Annotated in this window: 18 protein-coding genes; 14 read left to right on the plus strand and 4 right to left on the minus strand. The window is 35.4% G+C overall.

The genetic code is table 11. The annotated features are described in order from the left end of the window. The first annotated feature begins 8 nt into the window (after positions 1-8). On the plus strand, positions 9-908 hold the full coding sequence (locus J663_RS00810; protein WP_002120927.1) for a LysR family transcriptional regulator: 900 nt from the start codon (positions 9-11) through the stop codon (positions 906-908). A gap of 47 nt (positions 909-955) precedes the next feature. Here the strand turns inward: J663_RS00810 and map are convergent, their stop codons facing one another. Beyond that, complete coding sequence (gene map / locus J663_RS00815; RefSeq protein ID WP_017400356.1) at positions 956-1,750, minus strand: type I methionyl aminopeptidase; 795 nt, start codon at positions 1,748-1,750, stop codon at positions 956-958. A 352-nt stretch (positions 1,751-2,102) separates the two neighbouring features. Between map and brnQ the strand changes: the two genes are divergently transcribed. From brnQ to J663_RS00830, 3 genes are all read left to right on the plus strand, one after another. Then, on the plus strand, positions 2,103-3,404 hold the full coding sequence (gene brnQ / locus J663_RS00820; protein ID WP_033847271.1) for a branched-chain amino acid transport system II carrier protein: 1,302 nt from the start codon (positions 2,103-2,105) through the stop codon (positions 3,402-3,404). A 189-nt stretch (positions 3,405-3,593) separates the two neighbouring features. Continuing rightward, positions 3,594-4,013 (plus strand): GlcG/HbpS family heme-binding protein, encoded by a 420-nt coding sequence (locus J663_RS00825; protein ID WP_033847273.1) that lies wholly within the window; start codon positions 3,594-3,596, stop codon positions 4,011-4,013. 259 nt (positions 4,014-4,272) lie between these two features. Continuing rightward, positions 4,273-4,527, plus strand: coding sequence for a hypothetical protein (locus tag J663_RS00830; RefSeq protein WP_033847275.1), 255 nt, complete (start codon positions 4,273-4,275; stop codon positions 4,525-4,527). 25 nt (positions 4,528-4,552) lie between these two features. Here J663_RS00830 and J663_RS00835 read toward each other — a convergent pair whose 3' ends face one another. After that, the gene (locus tag J663_RS00835; protein ID WP_033847277.1) at positions 4,553-5,008 is read right to left on the minus strand and encodes a hypothetical protein; all 456 of its coding nucleotides are present in this window, start codon (positions 5,006-5,008) and stop codon (positions 4,553-4,555) included. Between the two features lie 141 nt (positions 5,009-5,149). Between J663_RS00835 and J663_RS00840 the strand changes: the two genes are divergently transcribed. From J663_RS00840 to J663_RS00855, 4 genes are all read left to right on the plus strand, one after another. After that, on the plus strand, positions 5,150-6,010 hold the full coding sequence (locus tag J663_RS00840; RefSeq protein WP_033847279.1) for an alpha/beta fold hydrolase: 861 nt from the start codon (positions 5,150-5,152) through the stop codon (positions 6,008-6,010). A 316-nt stretch (positions 6,011-6,326) separates the two neighbouring features. Beyond that, positions 6,327-9,179 carry a phosphoenolpyruvate--protein phosphotransferase gene (ptsP, locus tag J663_RS00845; protein WP_033847281.1) on the plus strand — a complete coding sequence of 951 codons (2,853 nt, stop codon included), beginning with the start codon at positions 6,327-6,329 and terminating at the stop codon, positions 9,177-9,179. A 15-nt stretch (positions 9,180-9,194) separates the two neighbouring features. Then, positions 9,195-10,142 (plus strand): 1-phosphofructokinase, encoded by a 948-nt coding sequence (gene pfkB, locus J663_RS00850; RefSeq protein ID WP_033847282.1) that lies wholly within the window; start codon positions 9,195-9,197, stop codon positions 10,140-10,142. Next, positions 10,129-11,847, plus strand: coding sequence for a fructose-specific PTS transporter subunit EIIC (locus tag J663_RS00855; RefSeq protein ID WP_033847283.1), 1,719 nt, complete (start codon positions 10,129-10,131; stop codon positions 11,845-11,847). The genes pfkB and J663_RS00855 overlap by 14 nt, the downstream gene beginning before the upstream one ends. Before the next feature lie 107 nt (positions 11,848-11,954). Here the strand turns inward: J663_RS00855 and J663_RS00860 are convergent, their stop codons facing one another. Beyond that, positions 11,955-12,458, minus strand: a complete 504-nt coding sequence (locus tag J663_RS00860; protein ID WP_033847286.1) for a hypothetical protein — start codon at positions 12,456-12,458, stop codon at positions 11,955-11,957. A 751-nt stretch (positions 12,459-13,209) separates the two neighbouring features. On the opposite strand from J663_RS00860, the gene J663_RS00865 reads away from it, so the two are divergent. The 4 genes from J663_RS00865 (at position 13,210) to J663_RS00880 (ending at position 17,344) form a co-directional block, all read left to right on the plus strand. Then, positions 13,210-13,674: a MarR family winged helix-turn-helix transcriptional regulator gene (locus J663_RS00865; protein WP_002121027.1), complete on the plus strand. Its 465-nt coding sequence runs from the start codon at positions 13,210-13,212 to the stop codon at positions 13,672-13,674. 194 nt (positions 13,675-13,868) lie between these two features. After that, on the plus strand, positions 13,869-14,084 hold the full coding sequence (locus tag J663_RS00870) for a hypothetical protein (protein ID WP_002120955.1): 216 nt from the start codon (positions 13,869-13,871) through the stop codon (positions 14,082-14,084). 578 nt (positions 14,085-14,662) lie between these two features. After that, positions 14,663-16,753 (plus strand): putative bifunctional diguanylate cyclase/phosphodiesterase, encoded by a 2,091-nt coding sequence (locus tag J663_RS00875; protein ID WP_033847287.1) that lies wholly within the window; start codon positions 14,663-14,665, stop codon positions 16,751-16,753. 147 nt (positions 16,754-16,900) lie between these two features. Then, complete coding sequence (locus J663_RS00880; protein WP_002120966.1) at positions 16,901-17,344, plus strand: universal stress protein; 444 nt, start codon at positions 16,901-16,903, stop codon at positions 17,342-17,344. Between the two features lie 54 nt (positions 17,345-17,398). Here the strand turns inward: J663_RS00880 and J663_RS00885 are convergent, their stop codons facing one another. Continuing rightward, positions 17,399-18,835 (minus strand): glucose/sorbosone family PQQ-dependent dehydrogenase, encoded by a 1,437-nt coding sequence (locus J663_RS00885; protein ID WP_033847289.1) that lies wholly within the window; start codon positions 18,833-18,835, stop codon positions 17,399-17,401. 393 nt (positions 18,836-19,228) lie between these two features. Here J663_RS00885 and J663_RS00890 point away from each other — a divergent pair, with 393 nt between their 5' ends. Continuing rightward, the gene (locus tag J663_RS00890) at positions 19,229-19,861 is read left to right on the plus strand and encodes an SOS response-associated peptidase family protein (RefSeq protein ID WP_033847290.1); all 633 of its coding nucleotides are present in this window, start codon (positions 19,229-19,231) and stop codon (positions 19,859-19,861) included. 224 nt (positions 19,862-20,085) lie between these two features. After that, on the plus strand, positions 20,086-21,540 hold the full coding sequence (locus J663_RS00895) for a SulP family inorganic anion transporter (protein WP_033847291.1): 1,455 nt from the start codon (positions 20,086-20,088) through the stop codon (positions 21,538-21,540). The last annotated feature ends 17 nt before the right edge of the window (positions 21,541-21,557 follow it).

Raw genomic sequence — 21,557 nt, forward strand, 5'->3', positions numbered from 1 at the left:
ATATTTTAATGCTCACTGATCTTGATGATTTTTATTGTTTTGCTCTCGTCGTTGAGCATGGTGGTTTTAGTGCCGCTGAGCGTGTAACGGATATACCAAAATCAAAACTAAGTCGTCGTGTATATAGCCTAGAAGAAAACTTAGGCGTTCGCTTGATTCAACGCAGCTCTCGTCATTTTGCTGTTACAGATATTGGGATGGATATTTATAGACATGCTCAAGTCATGATGAATGCTGCACAAGCTGCTCATGATTTGGTTGATCATCTAAGCATTCAACCTAGAGGTGTTGTAAAGGTTAGTGTTCCTGTTGATATTGCTCAAAATCAACTGCCTAAAATTTTGCCTGCTTTCTTAAAAAAATATCCAGAAATTCGTTTGCAACTTATGGTCAGCAATCGTCGAGTAGATGTCATTAATGAAGGAATTGATATTGCTTTACGTGTTCGCTCAAAACTAGATGATGATCCAAGTTTAGTTCTTAGACAGTTTGCACTTATTGAACAGAGTCTATTTGCAAGTCAAGCATATCTAAATGAATTTGGAGATATAAAAAATCCAGAACAACTTAGTGAGCATCGCATTTTAAGTTTGTCTGAAGAGCATCTTGATCAACAATTCCTTTTGCATGGTCCAGACAATCAGCAAAAGAAAATCAAAGTCAGCCCTATCGTAATGGGTACAAATATCCATATGTTGGCGCAATTAGCGAGTCAAAACTGTGGGATCGCTTTACTACCAGAGAGCGCAGCAGAAGATTTTCTAAAATCTGGACAGCTTGTACAAATTTTACCGGAATGGAAAGCTCCTCACGGTATATTACATGCCGTATATCCATCACGCCGAGGGTTACTACCTGCTGTACGAGTATTTATTGATTATTTGGTAGAACATCTTTCTGAGCATTAAAATGAATTAAAATAAAAAAGTTCGATAATTATCGAACTTTTTTATTTTTAAATTGCAGGATAGTTTCCTACACCTTCAGGCCAAGGTGTTAAGAGTTCAAAGCCAGTGTCAGTTACAGCAACCATGTGTTCCCATTGCGCAGATAACGAAAGATCTTGAGTAATAACTGTCCATCCGTCATTTAACTCTTTAACCTGTGGTCTACCCGCATTAATCATCGGTTCAATCGTAAAGACCATACCTTTTTTTAATACTAAGCCTTGGCCGCGCTGCCCATAATGTAAAACATTAGGTTGTTCATGATAAACCTTACCAATCCCATGACCACAATATTCTCGAACAATGCTATACCCTTCTCGATGAGCAACTGACTGAATAGCATAACCAATATCGCCTAGTGTAGCTCCTGGCTTAACAGCATGAATCCCAGCAACCATCGCTTCATAAGTTGTATCAACAAGTTTTTTTGCTTGCGGGTTTACATCACCTACAAAATACATGCGGCTCGTATCACCAAAATAGCCATCTTTAATAATTGCGACATCAATATTAATAATATCGCCATCTTTTAAAATCTTATTCGGTGACGGAATTCCATGGCAAACTACTTCATTTACTGATGTACATATTGTTTTAGTAAAACCATGATATCCCACATTCGCAGGAATAACTTTTAAAGTATTTACAATATAGTCATTACACAGGTTATCTAAATATTCAGTAGATACACCCGGTTTAATATATGCCCCTATCATTTCTAAAACTTGTGCAGCCAAGCGTCCAGAAATTCTTAACTTTTCCAGATCTTGTTCAGTTTTTATTGTAACAGTAGAAGCTCTCATTCAGTTTTATCCTCGTAGGCACTGCTTTTACCACGCCTACAAAAATGTAAGTTAATTTAGAATATTCTAGAACGGATATAGGATAGGCTGGAAGCATTAAATGCCCAAATATTCAACATTCATAATAGAAATTCCTACTTTTATTTTTGCATAATTTCTTTAAAAAGTCAGAGACAAAAAATGATTTCCTAATTTCTTTCAATGGTTTTTCAAATACATACCTTAACCAGTTGATATTTTTAATATCTATTAAAGGTTTTTATGCTCTGAAAAAAATCTTTTTCACATAAAATACCGCTTGATCATGATCTCTTTTGCTCTAAAATTCCTTCTTTTTTATTAATTTTAATTTATGCAACATCTTCGTACTGGAGATATTATTGCCCTAGGTTTTATGACCTTTGCTCTTTTTATTGGGGCTGGCAATATTATCTTTCCTCCCATTGTCGCTCAACAAGCCGGTGATCATGTATGGCTAGCCGCTTTAGGCTTTTTGATTACTGCAGTTGGTCTACCCGTAATTACCATCATGGCACTCTCTCGTATGCAGGGTTCCATTGAAATTATTAGCTCTCCTCTCGGTCGAGTAGCAAGTCTGATTTTAACCGTTGTTTGTTATTTATCAGTAGGCCCTTTATTTGCTACTCCACGTACAGCTACTGTTTCTTATGAAATTGGTTTTTCATCTTATTTTGGAACATCAAGTAGTAGCCTTTTAATTTACAGCGCAATTTATTTTTCATTTGTAACTGTAGTTTCACTTTATCCAAACAAGTTATTAGATACTGTTGGTCATGTGCTTGCTCCCCTAAAAATTATTGCTTTAGCAATTTTAGGTATTGCAGCAGTTATGATCCCAGCGGGTTACGTCCCTGCTCCAATCAACCATTACGTTGAATCTCCAGTTTCGGAAGGTTTCGTAAACGGTTATCTCACTATGGATACTTTAGGCGCATTAGTATTCGGTATCGTAATTATTCAAGCGATTTATTCGCGTGGTGTTACCGATAAAAAATTAGTCACTAAGTATGCGATTATTGCCAGTCTTATTTCTGGTGCAGGTCTTACTTTAGTCTATTTAAGCTTATTCAAATTAGGTGTAGGTAGTCATGAAGTAGCACCAAATGCAGCAAATGGTGCAGTAATTTTACATGCATATGTTCAACATGCTTTTGGCAATATGGGTTCATTATTCTTAACTGGACTAATTTTTCTAGCATGTATGGTGACAGCGATTGGCTTAACTTGTGCTTGCGGTGAGTATTTTGCTCAGTTAACTAAATTACCTTACAAACTTTTAGTATTCATTTTAGTTGGTTTCTCTTTCATTATTTCTAATCTTGGATTAACCAAACTTATTGCCGTATCAGTACCTGTTTTAAGTGCAATTTATCCACCAGCAATTGTTGTGATTATGCTGAGCTTCTTTTGGAAATTTTGGCACAAACCTTCTTTTATTGTCGGTTCAGTAACAAGTATTGCTTTAATTTTCGGTATTATTGACGGTATTAAAGTTGCTGGTTTTGGTGATTATTTACCTGCATTTCTTCAACATTTACCTTTAAATGAACAAAATTTAGCTTGGTTGATCCCATCTTTAGTTGTTCTAGCAATTACCGTAATTATCGACAAAGTTAAATTTAAAAACATTTAATCTAGTGTCTTTTTTGAAATCGAGTTTTACCCAAACATGATTTTATATATTGAATAAAATGCTGAGTTTACCCAACCGGCATTTTATTTCCACACTACTTTCAATGACAAATCAACTATAGATATAATCATTTTTTACTGTAAAATTACACTAAAATAATTTTTAGCTTACTAGGAAAGAAGAGCAACAATGAAAAGTAAATATTACCTAACACAAGCAGATGCAGAGTTTTTAATGGAAGAAGCTCAAAAATATGCAATTGAACACAACTTTAAAGTCAGTATCGCTATTGTTGATGAAACAAGTTCTCTACTGTTGATGAAGCGTTTAGATGGTGCTTCACCTTTATCCTCACATTTATGTTTAGAAAAAGCAAAATGCTCTTCAATATCAGGTAGACCTTCAAAATTTTATGAAGAACTTCTGCAAAGTGGACGCTTAGGTTTTTTAAGTATGCCTAGTGCTCAAGGAATGTTAGAAGGTGGAAAACCAATTATTTATGATGGACAAATTTTAGGGGCCATTGGCGTTTCTGGTGTCCAATCTTTTGAAGATGCAGAAATTGCTCAACATGTGATTGATACATTTTTAAAAAAACAAAACAGCTAAACTGAAATGATAGAAAAGAGAAATTATTACACTTTTCATTAAAATATTTTCTCTTTTCTAAAATATCAAGTATTTTATACAAAAATATTTAATATTTACTTTTTTAATACCTCAACCATTTATAAACATAGAGTTTTTTATAAAACTGTTCAAAAAATTTTCTATTCACTATTGAATTGAATTAAAAATAGAAGTACAACATTAAACTTATTCTTGACTAAAACATTCGGTTTTAGCGCAACCACAAGGAGGGATGGAGATGTTATCATTACATTTCAACAAACAAGTCTTCATTAACACTCTGAACAGCAAAGATTCAGTTGTTTATGGAGTAACACCGCTTGCTCTTATGCTGACTTTACTGTTTCAAGGTATGATTAAAGGAAATCTGAAACCCGAATACTTTATGTATGCGATGGTTGTTTCTTTCATATTTTGTGTGTGGGCCTTTGTCGACCATAAGATGCGAAAACTAGCTAAAAGAAGTCTTAGTCAACAAAACTTGAATACTTAAAAAATGGATGAGCAATCATCCATTTTTATACATCCAAAAATAAAAAAATTGTTCCGATAACTAAAATAGCTGTAGCTAATAATTCAGTCAAAATTAATCCCACCATCATTAAAGTCATCATCCATGAAGGTAAGCTAAAACGACCTAGCTTGTGAGGACGTTTGAATTGATTTGTTGTGTCCTGTAAATAGCCATGTATGATATAAACCAGAATTGAAAAACTAAAAAATAGAATATTTGCGAACACACACCATAAAGTAATATTTTCATTTAAAACAGTAAAATAACTTAATACAGCTAGAATTAAGCTAGCAGATGCATATAACAAACTACTTCGATGAGCGATATCCACATAATAATGAGCACGACTTAATTCTGAACGGCGTATTTGCCAATATTTCCATACCCCAGTTAACATCCCTATCCATAAAAATATGCCACTAAATACAATTGAGAGCTGTACAGCTTTCGGTAAATCCATATTTTTTCCAATTATTTGTTTTATTCAAATTTAATGAGCTATATAACATAATTATTGACTTTATAGTCACATTTTAACCAAGTTTCATTTCGGAACTCGTGTAAATTAAAGATATCAATAAACCAATCACTACGAAATATTATGGATAACACTTTTGAATCATTTTGGATGACCTGTAAAGATGGTTATCAACTTGCTGCACATTTTTATCCAGCTCAATCCCCAAAATCAGTAAATCCCGTGTTGATCTGTCCTGCAACAGGTATTACTAAAAACTTCTATCACTCTTTTGCTACATGGTTAAGCGAACAAGGATATGACGTATTAAGCTTTGATTTCCGTGGAATTGGAGGCTCCTTACACGGGTCTTTGAAGCAAAGTACAGCAAGTATTAATGATTGGGGAGTTCTCGATATTCCTTGCGCAATTGATACGTTATTAGAAAAAACTAAAGCAGAACAAGTTACCCTTCTGGGCCACAGTGCTGGTGGTCAGTTATTAGGAATTGTTCCTAATTTTCATAAAGTAGCAAAAGTTATTGCGGTCGCAGGTTCCACTGGCCATGTAAAAGGTCTTAAAGGTAAAACCAAGTTTTTAGCACCGGTAATGTTCAATGTCATCTTTCCAATTTCTAGTGCTTTTAAAGGTTATGGTGCTACTCAATTTATTGGAATGGGAGAGAACTTACCTAAAAAAGTCGCCCAACAGTGGCGAGAATTTTGCAGTCATCCAGGCTATGTGAAAAATGCTATAGGTAAAACAGTCCATCATGATTTTCATAGTGAAATTATCTGCCCTATTACTTCAATTTGGGCAAGTGACGATGAAATTGCAACCGAGCGTAACGTTGAAGATTTATTAAAACTTTATCCTAATGCACCTACAAAAATGCTAGAGCTAGATCCCATGAAACTTGGGCATAAATCAATTGGGCACATGCTAATGTTTAAAAAATCACATCAAAACTTGTGGTCACTTTTAGAACAGGAAATCCAACACTAATCTATTGATCTTTTACTTTTGCCTCTATACCCGTAATCCGGTATAGAGGTTTTTTTTAATATTAATACCCACTTCTTTTATAAAGTTAGTTTATTAACCTAATAATTATCATAAGAAATCAAAATATATTAATCACCTATTCCTTTGTATTAAAAACAAGCATTATTTACGTAAATACGTCGATATAGCTTTAAAGTTCTGCTATCGTTATTTATACGAAGCTGTTGTTTAAAAACGGTTAAAATAACCTATTTTTAATACTAACAGCTTCTTTTTTTCTGTTTAGCTAAACCAAAGAAATTGTTCAAGGATAAGTATGCTAGCACTAGAGCCTCGACATATTCATATGAATCAACATGCTATTGATAAAAAGCATGCATTACAGTGTCTAGTAGATATATTGGTAAAAGATGGGTTAGTTACACCTGACTACATTACAGGACTCATCAATCGGGAACAACAAAGTGCCACCTATTTAGGTCAAGGCATTGCTATTCCCCACGGTACACCCCAATCTCGCGAATTTATTCTAGAAACAGGTATCCGTTTAGCTCACTTTCCAGAAGGAATTATATGGGATGGTGAAAACAGAATTTATTTAGCTGTTGTTATTGCAGCAAAATCTGATGAACATTTACAAGTTCTACAAATATTAACTCGAGCTTTAATGCATGATGTAAGTGAACAGGTAAAAAATGCTAAAAAACCTGAACAAATTATTGAAATCTTACAAGCTCAACCATTATCTTTAACTTTGCATGAGAATTTAATTCAAACTGAAATTGAATCTCAAGATATTGAAGATTTGTTTTGGTCTGCATCTCAGATTTTAAAAAAACACAATTTCGTAAAGTGCGGTTTTCTAAGTTCACTTGACCCTGATCAAGTTATTCAACTACAAGATCAGATCTGGTCTATTTCAAGTAGTAAGTTTGTTCAACAACCAGCGATCAGCATTGTAAAACCTCGCCATGCTCTAGAGCTAAACGGAAAAAAATTAAACACACTAGTGTGTATAGCTGCCAATGAGCAATTAGATAGTCAGAGATTTAATCGACTGATTGATATTCTATTTAATCCAGAACAAGTTGCGCAATTAGACCAAACACAAGCACCAAATGAAATTGCTAAAATCATTGGTGCAGATGTTATTCCAGATTGGCCTCACCGTTCGGTTGTATTAGCCAATGCCCATGGATTACATGCTCGACCAGCAACTCATTTAGTGAACTTAACTAAAAGTTTTCAAGGTGATATTCAGGTCGCAGTAGATGACGGAAATTTTGTTTCTGCTAAAAGTTTGACGCGCCTCTTAGCTTTAGGTTGTAAACGTGGCCAAACTTTACGTTTCATTGCCGAACCAGAAACGGATGCAGTTGAAGCTTTAGATAAAGTTATTTTGGCAGTGCAACAAGGCTTAGGTGAAGAAGTTGAACCTATACAATCTTCAGACATTAAAATTGAGCAATCTAGTGAAATCCCAAGCCATTCAAAACCACTTAGCTCAAATACAGGAATTGCTGCCTCAAGCGGTTTAGCTTTCGGACCTGTACATGTAATTAAGCCAAAGGTTTACCAATATGAACGTATGGGCTTAAGTGTCAAAATAGAAAAAGAAAAACTTGATATTGCGCTTCATGCTGTTAAAAACAATATTCACCAAGTTATTGCAAAATCTGAAGTGGCTGAGATTAAGCAAATCTTCCAAGCACATTTGGAAATGCTTGACGACCCAGATCTGATTAATGGTGTTTATCAAAAAATTAACTTAAATCTTTCTGCCCCTGCTGCATGGCATGAACATATTGAGACAGCAGCCAAAGAGCAAGCAGCTTTACCAGATCGATTACTGGCTGAGCGTGCTACAGATTTACGTGATATTGGTGATCGCGTTTTGGCTCAACTTTGCGGTGAGGTCATCATCGAAGAACCTAAAGAACCTTATATACTGATCATGTATGACGTAGGACCAAGTGATGTAGCCCGACTTAATAAAGATCGTGTAGCAGGTATTTTGACAGCTGTAGGTGGTGCAAGCGCTCATAGTGCTATTGTTGCTCGTGCTTTAGGTATCCCTGCAATTGTTGGGGCTGGTGATCAAGTACTAGATATTGAGCAAAAAAATTCTCTTTTAATTAATGGAGATACTGGAGCTTTTATCTTAAATCCCAATGCTCAACAAATCGAACAAGCAAAACAAGAACGAGAGCTTCAGAAAAAAATTCGTGAAGAAGCTGAACGTCATAGCCAAGAACCTGCAATTACTTTAGATCAACATCAAATCGAAATTGCTGCCAATTTAGGAAAAGTTCAAGCAACAGCCCATGCGGTAGAATGTGGCGCTGAAGCAATTGGCCTACTCAGGACTGAGCTTGTTTTTATGGCGCATAGTAGCGCTCCGAGTGAAGCTACCCAAGAAGCAGATTATCGTATTGTTTTAGATGCTCTAGCGGGCCGCCATCTCGTAGTACGTACGCTAGATGTAGGTGGTGACAAACCGCTTCCTTACCTTCCAATTGCTGAAGAAGAAAATCCATTTTTAGGTCTAAGAGGTATCCGTTTAACGCTAAGACAGCCTGAATTGTTGCGTCAACAACTTATTGCTTTGCTTAAAGCTGCAGATGACCGCCCTCTAAGAATCATGTTTCCAATGATTGGCCGTGTGGAAGAATGGCGTGCTGCAAAAACTATTCTTGACGAAGTTAGAGCGATATATCCATGCGCCAACTTACAAGTTGGTATTATGGTTGAAGTTCCTTCTGCTGCTTTACTTGCACCTATCCTCGCGCAAGAAGTGGACTTTTTCAGTATCGGAACAAATGACTTAACTCAATATACTTTAGCTATTGACCGTGGTCACCCTATCCTCTCGGCTGAAGCAGATGGCCTCCACCCAAGTATTTTGCAATTGATTGATCAAACTGTAAAAGCTGCACATAAGTATGGCAAATGGGTTGGTATATGTGGTGAACTCGCAGCCGATCCAAAAGCTGTACCTATTCTGATGGGCTTAGGAGTGGATGAGCTTAGTATGTCACCGAATAGTATTCCTTTGGTTAAAGCCCAAATTCGTACACTTAACTACAGTCAAGCTCAAGTGCTTGCAAAGCGTGCACTTGAATGTGATAGCGCTACTGCTGTACGTCAGTTATCCGAACAAGAAATGTAAAGATTAGGAATGGTAATGGCTAAAGTTTTAACAATTACTTTAAATCCTGCAATTGATGTGACTATACAACTCAAAGAGTTACAGATAGGTCAAGTAAACCGCCAAGAATCTGTAGAAATACATGCGGCAGGCAAAGGTTTAAATATTGCACAAGTTTTAAAAGATTTGGGGCATGAGGTTGTTGTTTCTGGTTTTCTAGGAGCAACAAACAGACAGATTTTCGATGACCATTTTAAAGAAGCTAAATTTCAACCTGAATTTATTTATATTGAAGGTGAAACTCGCCAAAATATAAAAATTGCTGAACATTCGGGACGTATGACTGATTTGAATGGAAAAGGTTTTTTCATATCTGAACTAGATAAGAAAAACCTCTTTCAAAAAATCGAGATGATTTTGCCTCAGGTAGATGTGGTTGCTATTGCTGGAAGCCTACCACAAGGTTTTAGTGCTGATGAGTTACAACAACTTATTAAACTTATTCAAGAGCAAAGTAAAAATGTTGCACTTGATACAAGTGGTAAAGCGTTGGTTGCTGCAATTGAATGTCAACCTTGGATGATTAAACCAAATACAGATGAGTTAGTAGAAAGTTATCAGCTTCCTGCTACAACCTATGCTGAACAAAAAAAACTTTTTGCAAACTTAGCTAAAATTGAACATGTCGTTATTTCGATGGGTGAAGACGGTGTAAACTGGTTACATGACACTCACCCACTTCATGCCACAGCACCTAAAGTGATAGTTAAAAGTACAGTTGGTGCGGGTGACTCTCTTTTAGCAGGGATGATTCATGGCTTATTGGGTGGCTTCTCTGCCGAAGAAACATTAAAAACTGCTACCGCAATTGCAAGCCACGCTGTAACACAAATAGGCTTTCGTATTCCTAATGCTGAAAAGCTAAACCAATTAAAAGCCCAAACAACAATCAATTCATTGAGTGAATCTGATGCCAACTGCTAAACGTTTATTATTTGTTATTAATAGTCCGCAACAGCAAGTCAATGCTTTGATTTTAGCTCGTAAGCTTGCACAAGTCGCGTCTCAACAGGGTTATCAAAACAGCATTATTTCGCTTGATGAATTCGAGGTGAATGAAAGCTTTGACCAAGTTATCGTTGTTGGACAACGCCCGAAAAATCTTAATATTTTTGGTACACACCCTTTATCTTTCATTAACATTGAAGAGATCAAAAGTGATACTGATTCAGCTCTTCAAACTGCTTTAGATCATTTTAAATCTGCTCAAGACTGGCAAAATGATAATAGCTTATCAGCAACTACAGCTAAAAAATTTGTTGCGATCACTGCGTGTCCTACGGGTGTCGCGCATACTTTTATGGCAGCCGAAGCTTTACAGCAAGGCGCAGAAAAGCTCGGTTATGAGATTGAAGTAGAAACTCAAGGTTCCGTTGGCGCAAAAAATATCTTATCACCTCAAGCTATTGCTGATGCGGACATCGTCATTCTTGCGACTGACATTGAAGTTAATACAGACCGTTTTGTAGGTAAATGTGTTTATAGATGTAGTACAGGTTTTGCTCTAAAGCAAACAGATAAAGCTTTTGCTGAGGCAATCAGTAATGCGCAAGTTTTAGAACAAGGTAAGCAACAAACTTCTGCAGAAAACAAAGATAAAACCGAAAAAGTTGGCGTATACAAACACCTCTTAACAGGTGTCTCTTATATGTTACCTATGGTGGTGGCAGGAGGCCTTTTAATTGCCCTCTCTTTATGCTTTGGCCTTAATGCAGCTGAGCAAGCAGGCAGCTTACCAGCTATATTAAAACAAATTGGTGCCGCTGCATTTATGCTTATGGTTCCAATGTTATCTGGTTATATCGCCTACTCGATTGCTGATCGTCCTGGCCTCGCACCTGGTTTAATTGGCGGCTTACTTGCTTCTCAGTTACAAGCAGGTTTTTTAGGAGGTATTGTCTCAGGTTTTCTTGCAGGCTATATCGCACTTTTCATTGCAAAAAAACTCAAACTTCCTACAAGTTTAGAAGCACTTAAACCTATTCTAATTATTCCGTTATTAGGCACATTATTTGTTGGTCTAATTATGTTTTATGTGGTTGGACAGCCAGTAGCACATATTTTTGAGCTAATGAAAGATTTCTTAAATAACATGGGTACAACAAATGCTGTGTTAATGGGAATTATATTAGCAAGCATGATGTGTATTGATTTAGGTGGACCAATCAATAAAGCGGCCTATGCTTTTACTGTTGGGTTGCTGACAACAAATACTTATATGCCTATGGCAGCAACGATGGCAGGCGGCATGGTCCCTGCTATTGGTATGGCTATTGCGACTTTCATTGCTAGGAATAAATTTAGTACTGGAGAGAAAGATGCCGGAAAAGCAGCTTTCGTATTAGGTTTATGTTTTATTTCTGAAGGTGCTATTCCCTTTGCAGCTAAAGACCCAATGCGTGTTATTCCAACTTGTATTTTAGGTGGAGCTGTGACTGGAGCACTCGTTGCCTTATTCCATTGTGAGTTGGTTACTCCTCACGGCGGTGTATTTGTACTTTTAATTCCCAATGCGATTAATCATGCTTGGTTATATCTTGCTGCAATTGCTGCTGGTAGTATTGTTACAGGGATAAGCTATGCCATTGTTAAGAAAAAAATAGAAGAAAAAGCTGTGACCACTGCATAATTAAAAAAGGGAGAATTTATATTCTCCCTTTTTTATAAATTATATGTGCCTGATCTCATAAAAATTTAAACTGAAAACTATTTAATTCACTTTCTTTGAGACTTAAATCATTTAATCTGAATAGCTCTTGCCATAATCTGTGTTGGCACTTCTTCTGCGAGCATTACGGTTAGAGTTGGCTCTTTTTGCGATTTAGTTGATAAATTCTGAGATTCTAAAACAGCATTCACATCTTTAGGAGCTAATTTAAACATTGCACCTGTTGCAGGGTCTACAATTAAAATACCAATTAACCCACCAAAAAGAATATTACCAAAATACCAACCGCTCAATGTCCCAGTAACTTCTATAGTCTTGCTTTGATACCCTGCTTTGCTAAAAGTAATCTGATAACTTTCTGGTTTGAAATAACCTGCTCCTTTTTTCAAACTTACAGTTGCTGGAGTTTGCCCCGTATGGATTTTTATTCCTTTACGATTTTTAATCTCAATTGTTGCAGATTCGGGAACACTAGTAAAAGTAAGTGTTTGTGAAGAACCAGAAACTATAGTTGCGCAACCATTTATTCCCAAAGTTAAAGCAATAAACGAAGTAAGTAGTAATTTTTTCATCATTAAACCAAAAGAGTTATCAATATTTATTGGAATGCGCACTATAATAAATGAAACAAAAAATAACAATTAAAATACATTTTTTTAGTTTAAGAATTAAACATTTACTAAAATATATTTTCTTAAAATTATAATTTATAGACAAAAATACCTCTATTTCAAAAGCTTATTATTTAAAATAATGTTCGAAATTTATTAATAAAAATCAGTTATTTAATATAGAAAGCTAATTTTATTTTACTAAATAATAGATGTTTCATGTTAAATGTATGGTAAATTTCGGCAACATCAAAACAATACAAGTGATTGATACAAATAAATATTTTTTATTTAAATATCTTAATTTTTCATAGTTATGACTTTAGAGACAAAAACTTTCTCGTTCAATGCCACGTTCAAATCATAATTTTTTTTCTACGATGCCCTTGCAAGCAATATCGTTCAATTAACGATCAAGCAAGCTTAGATGCAATCTTACATATCCACTCAAAGAGTTTCAGGTACGGCTTTGTTAAACAGTTTTTACCTTTAATAATCTTTGATTATAGCTGAAGAGTATTTAAAGTTCGCAAAGTTATAGGAACGCTTTATAAAGATAAGGACAATTAAACCATGTCATTGTTAAATGAAGCTATATAACTTTTGCTCATCAAGTAAAGTCCTGCTATAACTTGCTTGATGAAACTATATTTTTCAACTATTAAAGATAGTTCACCAGGAATGCGATCCACCAAGGTATGGGGAAAAGTCAATGACAAAGAAGTATGCGCGTTTTTTACCTACAACAGAATCTTTTACTCTTGAAGATTTTCCATATTATTGGATTACTCAGGTACATGCTCAATATGTACAAAACATTGATAATGCTTTAAAAAAATATGGTTTAGATAATTCACGTCGACGCATCATGTTGGCTTTAAGCAGCAAGCCCCATGCGAGTGTTTCTGAACTTTCAGATATGATTATTTCAAAAATGTCGACTACCACAAAAATTGTTTATCGTTTGAAAGATGAAGGTTTGGTTGAAACTTACTCTTGCCAAACTGATGGTCGTATCACTCGTGTAGTACTTACAGAAAAAGGGACTGAAATGATCAACAAGATCAATGATCTTACAAGTGTAGTACTTGAGCAGTCTTTTGAAGGTATTACTCCCTTACAGTTAGAAAAAATGATGGAAAGTTTAAAATTACTTTTAAAGAACCTTTCTCGCTAAGATGAAATAAGAATCTATTTATACCCAATAGTTAAGCTCTCATAATGAGAGCTTAACTATTTTAATGTCTCTACTTTAATATTGAGAGAAATAGCATCCCACATAAAATAATCAATTAACCTTCTATCTGTTGACTTGAGCTCTTAACTCCAGTAGAAATTCTCTTTCAATAACTGAATAGCAAATTTCGGAAAATGGCTAAAAGAAAATACAAAAGTGACAAATTTCAGGTACGTCGTATTAACCGTAGCTGGTGGGTACTTGAAAAAGACCTTGAATCAAACTGCTATTTAAAACATGAGCAAGTGGCAACAAAAACCTTAGCAAACAACTATGCTGATGATTATATCGAACAGTACTATATGAATCTGTACATACAACAACAGTTGAACAAGCCAGAAACTGTATAAAAAGCCATTTTGGCTTTTTTTATTTTTATAATTAAAATCTATAAAAATTATGCATAAAAAAAACCTACATCTTGGGGAAAATGTAGGCTATAAAATGCACAAAAAGGAAATATATATCCTTTTTGACAAAAAGAATTTTACGATAATACAAGCCATTATTTTATATTACTTTTGTAAACTTAATAGCGATTATTGTATTTAATTAACCTCTTTTGAAAGCTTCTTTGTTTATATTATGAATAAAATTTGATTTATCAAATTTTTATTTTTTATCTTTACTCCTTCTACTTTCTTAGTTTTATTTTTAATATGACAAATATATATGGATAATTATAAGCTGCTGTTTTAATAAGTTTTTTACAAAAATAAGCATAAATATTTTTTTAAAGAAAGATAAATAAAAATTAATAAATAACAAAAACATAAATTAAATCTTTAGTATATATTAGTTTTAACAACTCAATTTTAGTTCAAAAAAAATACACATAAAATTTATTATTTGCTGTTTTGCTTACTACAGAAAGATTACAATAATGGCTAATAAATAGATTAATCAACACAATCTTTCTAGGCATGTTATGACTTCAATGTCGAACAACACCCAAAAGCATTTTATTGTTGAGCAAATTCCACTCCCAACTTGGGTAAGTGATGAAAATGGCTTGATATTATATTGCAATATAGAGTGTACAGAATATTGGTTGGATACTTTTTCTCCATTGCCAGAGCAATGGCTAGATTTTATTTATCCTGCCGATTTAGATGAAGTCAAAAACAGATGGCTCGAAGCAATTCGCCTACAAAAAAGAATCGAATTAAAATGTCGACTTTTACGAGCTGGAAATCAATATAGATGGTGCAAACTATCGATTCAAGCATCTAAGTATCGTAGCTCCTCACAAACTAGCGAATGGTATGTTAGCTTTTTAGATATAGATCACGATATTCAAGAACAACAAAACTTGCAAAAGAACATTGAAATACAAAATCAGATGTTAGATATCAGTGTAGATTGCATTAAAGTTTTAAATGTAGACGGCACACTTTCTCACATGAACAAATCAGGGTGCATCGCTTTAGGTGTACCTGTTGATGAAACAGAATTTGGAATGAAGTGGCTCGAACTATTACCACCGCACATTCGTAAACGCGGTCGAGTCGCTTTGAAAAAAGCTCTTCAAGGTAAAGTTGCTAGATTTGCAGGAATGAGCTGTTTACCAGATCAGGATCCTGAGTATTGGGATAATATGCTTACCCCGATTCATCGGGAAAATGGTGAAATTGGACAAATCCTTTGTGTCTCACGTAATGTTACTCAACAACATTTGGCAGAAAACCAGCTTAGGAATATGAGTGAGAGAGATGAACTGACCGGATTATATAATCGGCGTTCATTTAAATTTCAACTTAAGCGTACTCTCTCATATTCAAAAGACACTCAAACAAGTGTAGGGTTACTTTTAATTGACCTCGACCACTTTAAACATATTAATGATACTTTGGGGCATAGCGCAGGCGATCATCTATTAAAAGTTCTCTCCAAACGCTTTAGTCATTGTGTAGATGATGAAAAGTGCGTTGTCGCGCGACTAGGCGGAGACGAATTTGCGGTTATTATTAATAACCTTAATTCTGAAAATGATGTCCGAGAGTTAGCAGCCATTTTACTTCAACAGTTAAATCAGCCGATTACCTATTTAGGTAATGTCTTAAATGGTGGGATGAGCATTGGTTGCGCAATTTATCCGCAAGATGCCGTAGACCAGTCAGGTTTGCTCAGTTGTGCCGATATGGCATTGCATGATTTAAAAGCGCGTGGTCGTGGTGGTATTCGCATGTATGATCCATGCATGATGCAAATGACCGAAACAGTCGCTTCTCAGCTTAATTTAGCTCGTCAGCTGATTCGCCATCATACTATCCAGCCTTATTATCAACCTAAAGTAGATTTAAGAACCCATCGTGTAGTGGGATTTGAAGCTTTATTAAGATGGCATACAACCTCAGCTCAAAGAGGCTACCCTGCACAAATTGCGGAAGCTTTTAAAGATTATAATTTAGCGAGTAAGATCGGTGAAACGATGCAACATCAAGTTTTACGTGATATCGCCAAATGGATAACTCTTGGTATTACCCCTCTCCCTGTTTCACTAAATGCTGCACCAGTTGAGTTTTTAAGAGATAATTATGCTGAGAGACTTTTGAAAAAGATTAATCAATTTCAAATACCAACGCATTATATTGAAGTGGAAGTCACCGAACACATGCTAGGCGACCGAGGCTCGGAATATGTGATCCGTGCACTTAATAAATTAAAACAGCATGGGGTACGTATTGCACTTGACGACTTTGGGACTGGTTTCTCATCGCTAACCCATATTCGCGATTACCCAATTGACAGTTTAAAAGTAGATTGTAGCTTTATCCAAAAGATGCAACATGACCCATCAATCTATGCAATTGTCCAAGCAATTGGTTTACTCGCTCCAAATTTATCACTTGGGCTTATCGCCGAAGGAATTGAAACTCCAGAACAAGAAGAACTGCTTCGACAATTTGGTTATAGCATAGGCCAAGGGTTCTTATTTGAATCTGCTATAGATGCTACTCAGGTTATTTCCATACTTAAACAAAATCAGCCTTACTTAGAAAGTCATTACAATCTTTGAAAATAGGATGTTTAATGAACCTTTCAGTTTTTATTCATACTAAAAATAAACAATAATTTTTCAAAAACTGTTCATAATATAAGCATAAAGATAATAATTTCGGTGTTTCCGCACCATACATTGTCACAAGACAATAAGGAGCAATATATGAGTTATCACCATATCTTGGTTCCAGTCGATGGTTCTCCTACTTCACTTATTGCCGTTAATCATGCAACAGCAATTGCTAAGGCCTTTGGCAGTAAAGTGACTCTAGTATATGCACTTACCATAGATCCTTTCATTTCTGTAGAGTTCATCGATAGTACAGAATTAGCACAGGATTATTTTAATAAAGCTAGAGCATCGATTCAGAGCATTTTAGACCAAGCTAAAGAACAATTTAGCCAACATGGAATTTCTGTTGAAACAAAAATTGTTGAGGGTCAAACAATCCACACAGAAATTATTAAAGCAGCTAATGAGCTAAAAGCAGATTTATTAGTGATTGGCTCGCATGGGCGAAAAGGGTTTAAAAAGTTCTTCTTAGGAAGTGTGACTCAAGCCCTTTTAGGAGAAATTCATTTACCGGTATTAGTCGTAACTGAATAGTTTTCTAAAGCTAAAAAACCGATCTTTAATAGATCGGTTTTTTAATAGCCTGTATTACTTAGCCTTATATGTAAACTTAATGAGAGATCCTGGATTTTCTAATGTATTTGTTACTGAGCCATCATCTTTTTGAACATTTCCGGCAGTGTCAGTTAATACATATAAGACATTCCCATCTGGACTTGCAATCACATCACGATAACGGTTGTTGCTTTTAAACATTGGCACAGCGTCATCATAAGTAGTGCTATAAGTTGGATCTAACTTAATACGGAAAATAACACCGCGTTTTAGAGATGGGACCAATAATGTATTTTCCCAACCAGTAATTGCTTTTTTACCGCCCTTATAGACATAGGCAGATGACGGCGCAACTGTTGGCCAGCAAATGTAGGACATCTCTCCACAAGTTGGATCGTTATAGTTGTAGGTATCTTGAACGGTATATAAAGTTTTTAATGGTGGGACAAAGTTTTTACCAGTCCATTCAGATTCTTTCGTCACAGGAACCCCTGCGGCTACTTTTACTCCATTCTGAGCTAAATCCTTAATTGACTTATTGGCTGCTGCTGAATAGTTTGCATAAGCATAGCCACTATCATCTTTATAACCTGCTACATTCGGCCAACCATAGTTTCCGCCTTTAACTATGAGGTTAATTTCGTCATCAGAGTTTGGACCTTGTTCAGATTGCAACAATTTACCATTTGGAGTGAATACTAAGCCCTGTGGGTTACGGTGCCCGAGCGTATAAATATGGCTAACCACCCCGTTAAAACTTGGATTATCCTTTGGAATACTTCCATCAAGATTTAAGCGGAGTACTTTACCCATATAGGTGTGATAGTCTTTGCCATTCAGTTCTTGCTGAGTTGGCGTATGTTGTGCTTGATTTGGCAAGAACAAATAAGCAAGCTGGTTACGCCCTTGGTCACCAATCGTATAATAAATCTTTTGATCTGGACCAATGACAAGACGACCAGACTGATGGTCTTTCGATGATGGTAATCCTGCCAATAAATCTACTGGCTTCTCGAGCGTATCTGTTGATTTATTATAGGTATAACGACGAATAATCGTTTGGTTCGGTAATTCTTTATCTGTAGATTTCGGATTTTTAAATGTACCTGAAATATAGATATAAGGATTATTTTTAAAATCAGGATGGAAGGCAAAACCTAATAAACCATTCTGCCCATCAGCATCATTGACAATCTCTGGTACCTGAAAAACTGTTTTTACACTACCAGACTCTGGATTAACTCTTAGAATCTTACCTGTTGCTCGCTCAGTTAACCAAATTTGATTATCTGGTCCCCATAACAAAGCATGCGGCTTATTTAGATTAGATAGAATAACTTTCTTGTCAAAGTTCTCTGATTTCGCTTTAGCAAATTGAGATGGAGTTAGAGGAACATCAGCAAATGCTGAGAGTGTAACTAGCTGAACAGCGCTTAATAAAGCAATTTTAGCCAATAAATGTTTATTCATGTGTCCACCTTATAAATTGTCAAAATTTTCCGAGAATTTTTAAACCTTTAGCAACTGGTTTGTACGAGTTCTCTATATGATTTGTATTATGATGAATAACGAATCTATTAAAATCTAAATTTCTGAAAGGCTCTGTTGCATAAAAGTAGCTATTAAAACAGAATAAACTCTCTTTAAGATGAGCAACTTAACTATACGATTTATCTATTCTATTAATTTTATATCTGAAACTTTTTTGAAATGGCCATGAGTTAAATAAATATTTATTAACGAAGTAATTGATAGTTAAAAATTAATACTCAAAGAGACAATTCTAATTATAAAAATATACATCACTAAAGACTAAAAGTTAGAAGCTGTAATTGAGAGCTATTTTTACAACGAAGGTGTCTTATGTGTGCAAACTTTAAACCTATTAAGAGAATACATGCCAATCAATTAGACTTATTTGAACCAACTTTTGAATATAAGATGGATATTTTTCCGAGTGATGATTGTCCACTCATTTTATCTCATCAAAATGAGCTTGAGTGGAGAAAAGCTAAATTTGGAATGCTTCCCCCTTACGCTAAAGAAATCGCATTCAAATATGCAACGTATAATGCCAGAACAGAGACAGTAGAACAAAAGCGCTCTTTTAAACATGCTTGGTTAAATGATCAGTTCGCACTTATTCCTGTTGAAGCCATCTATGAACCTAAATACATTAATGGAAAAGCTCATTGGTATGGTATTTTCCGTCAAGATCGACAACCTTTTACCCTTGCTGCAATCTATGAAGAAACACTTATAGATGAACAGAAAGTTAGATCAATGTCGCTATTAACAATCAATGCTGATCATCACCCTTTCATGAAACAATTTCACAAACCTGATGATGAAAAGCGTTCGGTTATTGTGATACCTGATGATCTTAGAAATGATTGGCTCAACTGTACTCATTCTGAAGCAAAAGACTTTTTCTTAGATATGCCTGCGAATGAATTTGCCTCAATGCCAAAAGCTGAAATGAAAAATTATGATTAAATCGGTTTAGTCGACTTAGGTTAGTCAGCCTTAAAAACTTATGCTATTCTTCGGGCACTTTTAAATGCCTCAAACTCTCTATACCTATGACACTTACGCCACCTTAAGTTTATTTACCCTTATCTATTGTAAATAACTCATCACTGTTTAGTGATGTGGTGTAGTCGCTTGTGTTGGTATATCACATCACTAGCCTTTTAAATTTAGAACTTAGGCTATTTCTCATGTTATCCAATGTCCGAGAACAATGGTTCTCTAATGCCCGCGCAGATATTCTTTCTGGTCTTGTGGTTGGTCTTGCTTTAATTCCAGAAGCAATTGCATTTTCAATTATTGCGGGTGTAGATCCAAAAGTTGGTTTATATGCCTCTTTTTGTATTGCCGTTATTATTTCTTTCGTAGGCGGTCGTCCAGCTATGATTTCGGCAGCTACAGGCGCAATGGCTTTGGTTATGACAACGCTCGTAAAGGATCATGGTCTTCAATACTTATTTGCAGCAACAGTATTAACTGGCGTTATACAGATTTTGGCAGGATATTTCAAACTCGCTAAACTCATGCGTTTTGTTTCTAAATCGGTGGTTATTGGATTCGTTAATGCCCTCGCCATACTCATCTTTATGGCTCAATTACCAGAATTGGTAAGTGTGACGTGGCATGTCTACTTATTAGTAGCAATAGGTTTAGGAATTATTTACCTTTTCCCCTATATTCCAAAAATTGGAAAGTTCTTTCCCTCGCCCCTTATTTGTATTGTAGTAGTCACATTACTCGCTATTTTTTTAGGATTTGACGTTCGAACGGTTGGTGATATGGGTTCATTACCAGATACGTTACCTATATTTCTAATTCCGAATATTCCTTTAAATTTAGAAACCCTCCTTATTATTCTTCCATATTCTTTAGCCCTTGCCGCGGTTGGCTTACTTGAATCAATGATGACTGCAACAATCGTTGATGAAATGACAGATACATCTAGTGATAAATTTCAAGAATGTAAAGGTCAAGGCATTGCAAATATAGCTTCAGGTTTTATGGGAGGTATGGCGGGGTGTGCCATGATTGGTCAATCAATGATTAATGTAAAATCGGGTGGTCGCACACGCTTATCCACTTTTTGTGCAGGTATATTCTTACTTATTCTCGTTGTATTTTTAAGTGACTGGTTAAAGGTTATTCCCATGGCCGCTCTGGTTGCCGTCATGATTATGGTATCAATTAGTACTTTTGAGTGGAGTTCACTGACTCAATTTAAAAATAATCCTAAAAGTAGTAATGTCGTTATGATCGCTACCGTTATTGTAGTGATTGCTACTCATAACTTAGCGTTAGGTGTATTAACTGGGGTATTACTTTCAGCACTTTTCTTAGCAAATAAACTTGAAAATGATATTCGTATTGAAACTTCATTCGAAGATCAAGCTCGTCTATACGAATTAAGAGGTCAAATATTTTTCAGTTCATCTGAAAAATTTATGCAAAGTTTTAACTTTCAAGAATATGTTAAAGAAATCATTATTGATCTTACCCACTCACATATTTGGGATGTGACTTCAGTTGCCATGTTAGATTCAGTTGTGAATAAATTTCAAAAGAACGGTGTGAAGGTAACGGTTCGCGGTCTAAATGAAGCCAGCTCTATCATGATTGATAAATATGGTACTCATGCAAAAATCTAGAAAAGGTCTTCTGGGAC

Origin of the sequence: Acinetobacter sp. 826659 (assembly GCF_000588515.1) — a bacterium.
Taxonomy (GTDB): domain Bacteria; phylum Pseudomonadota; class Gammaproteobacteria; order Pseudomonadales; family Moraxellaceae; genus Acinetobacter; species Acinetobacter pittii.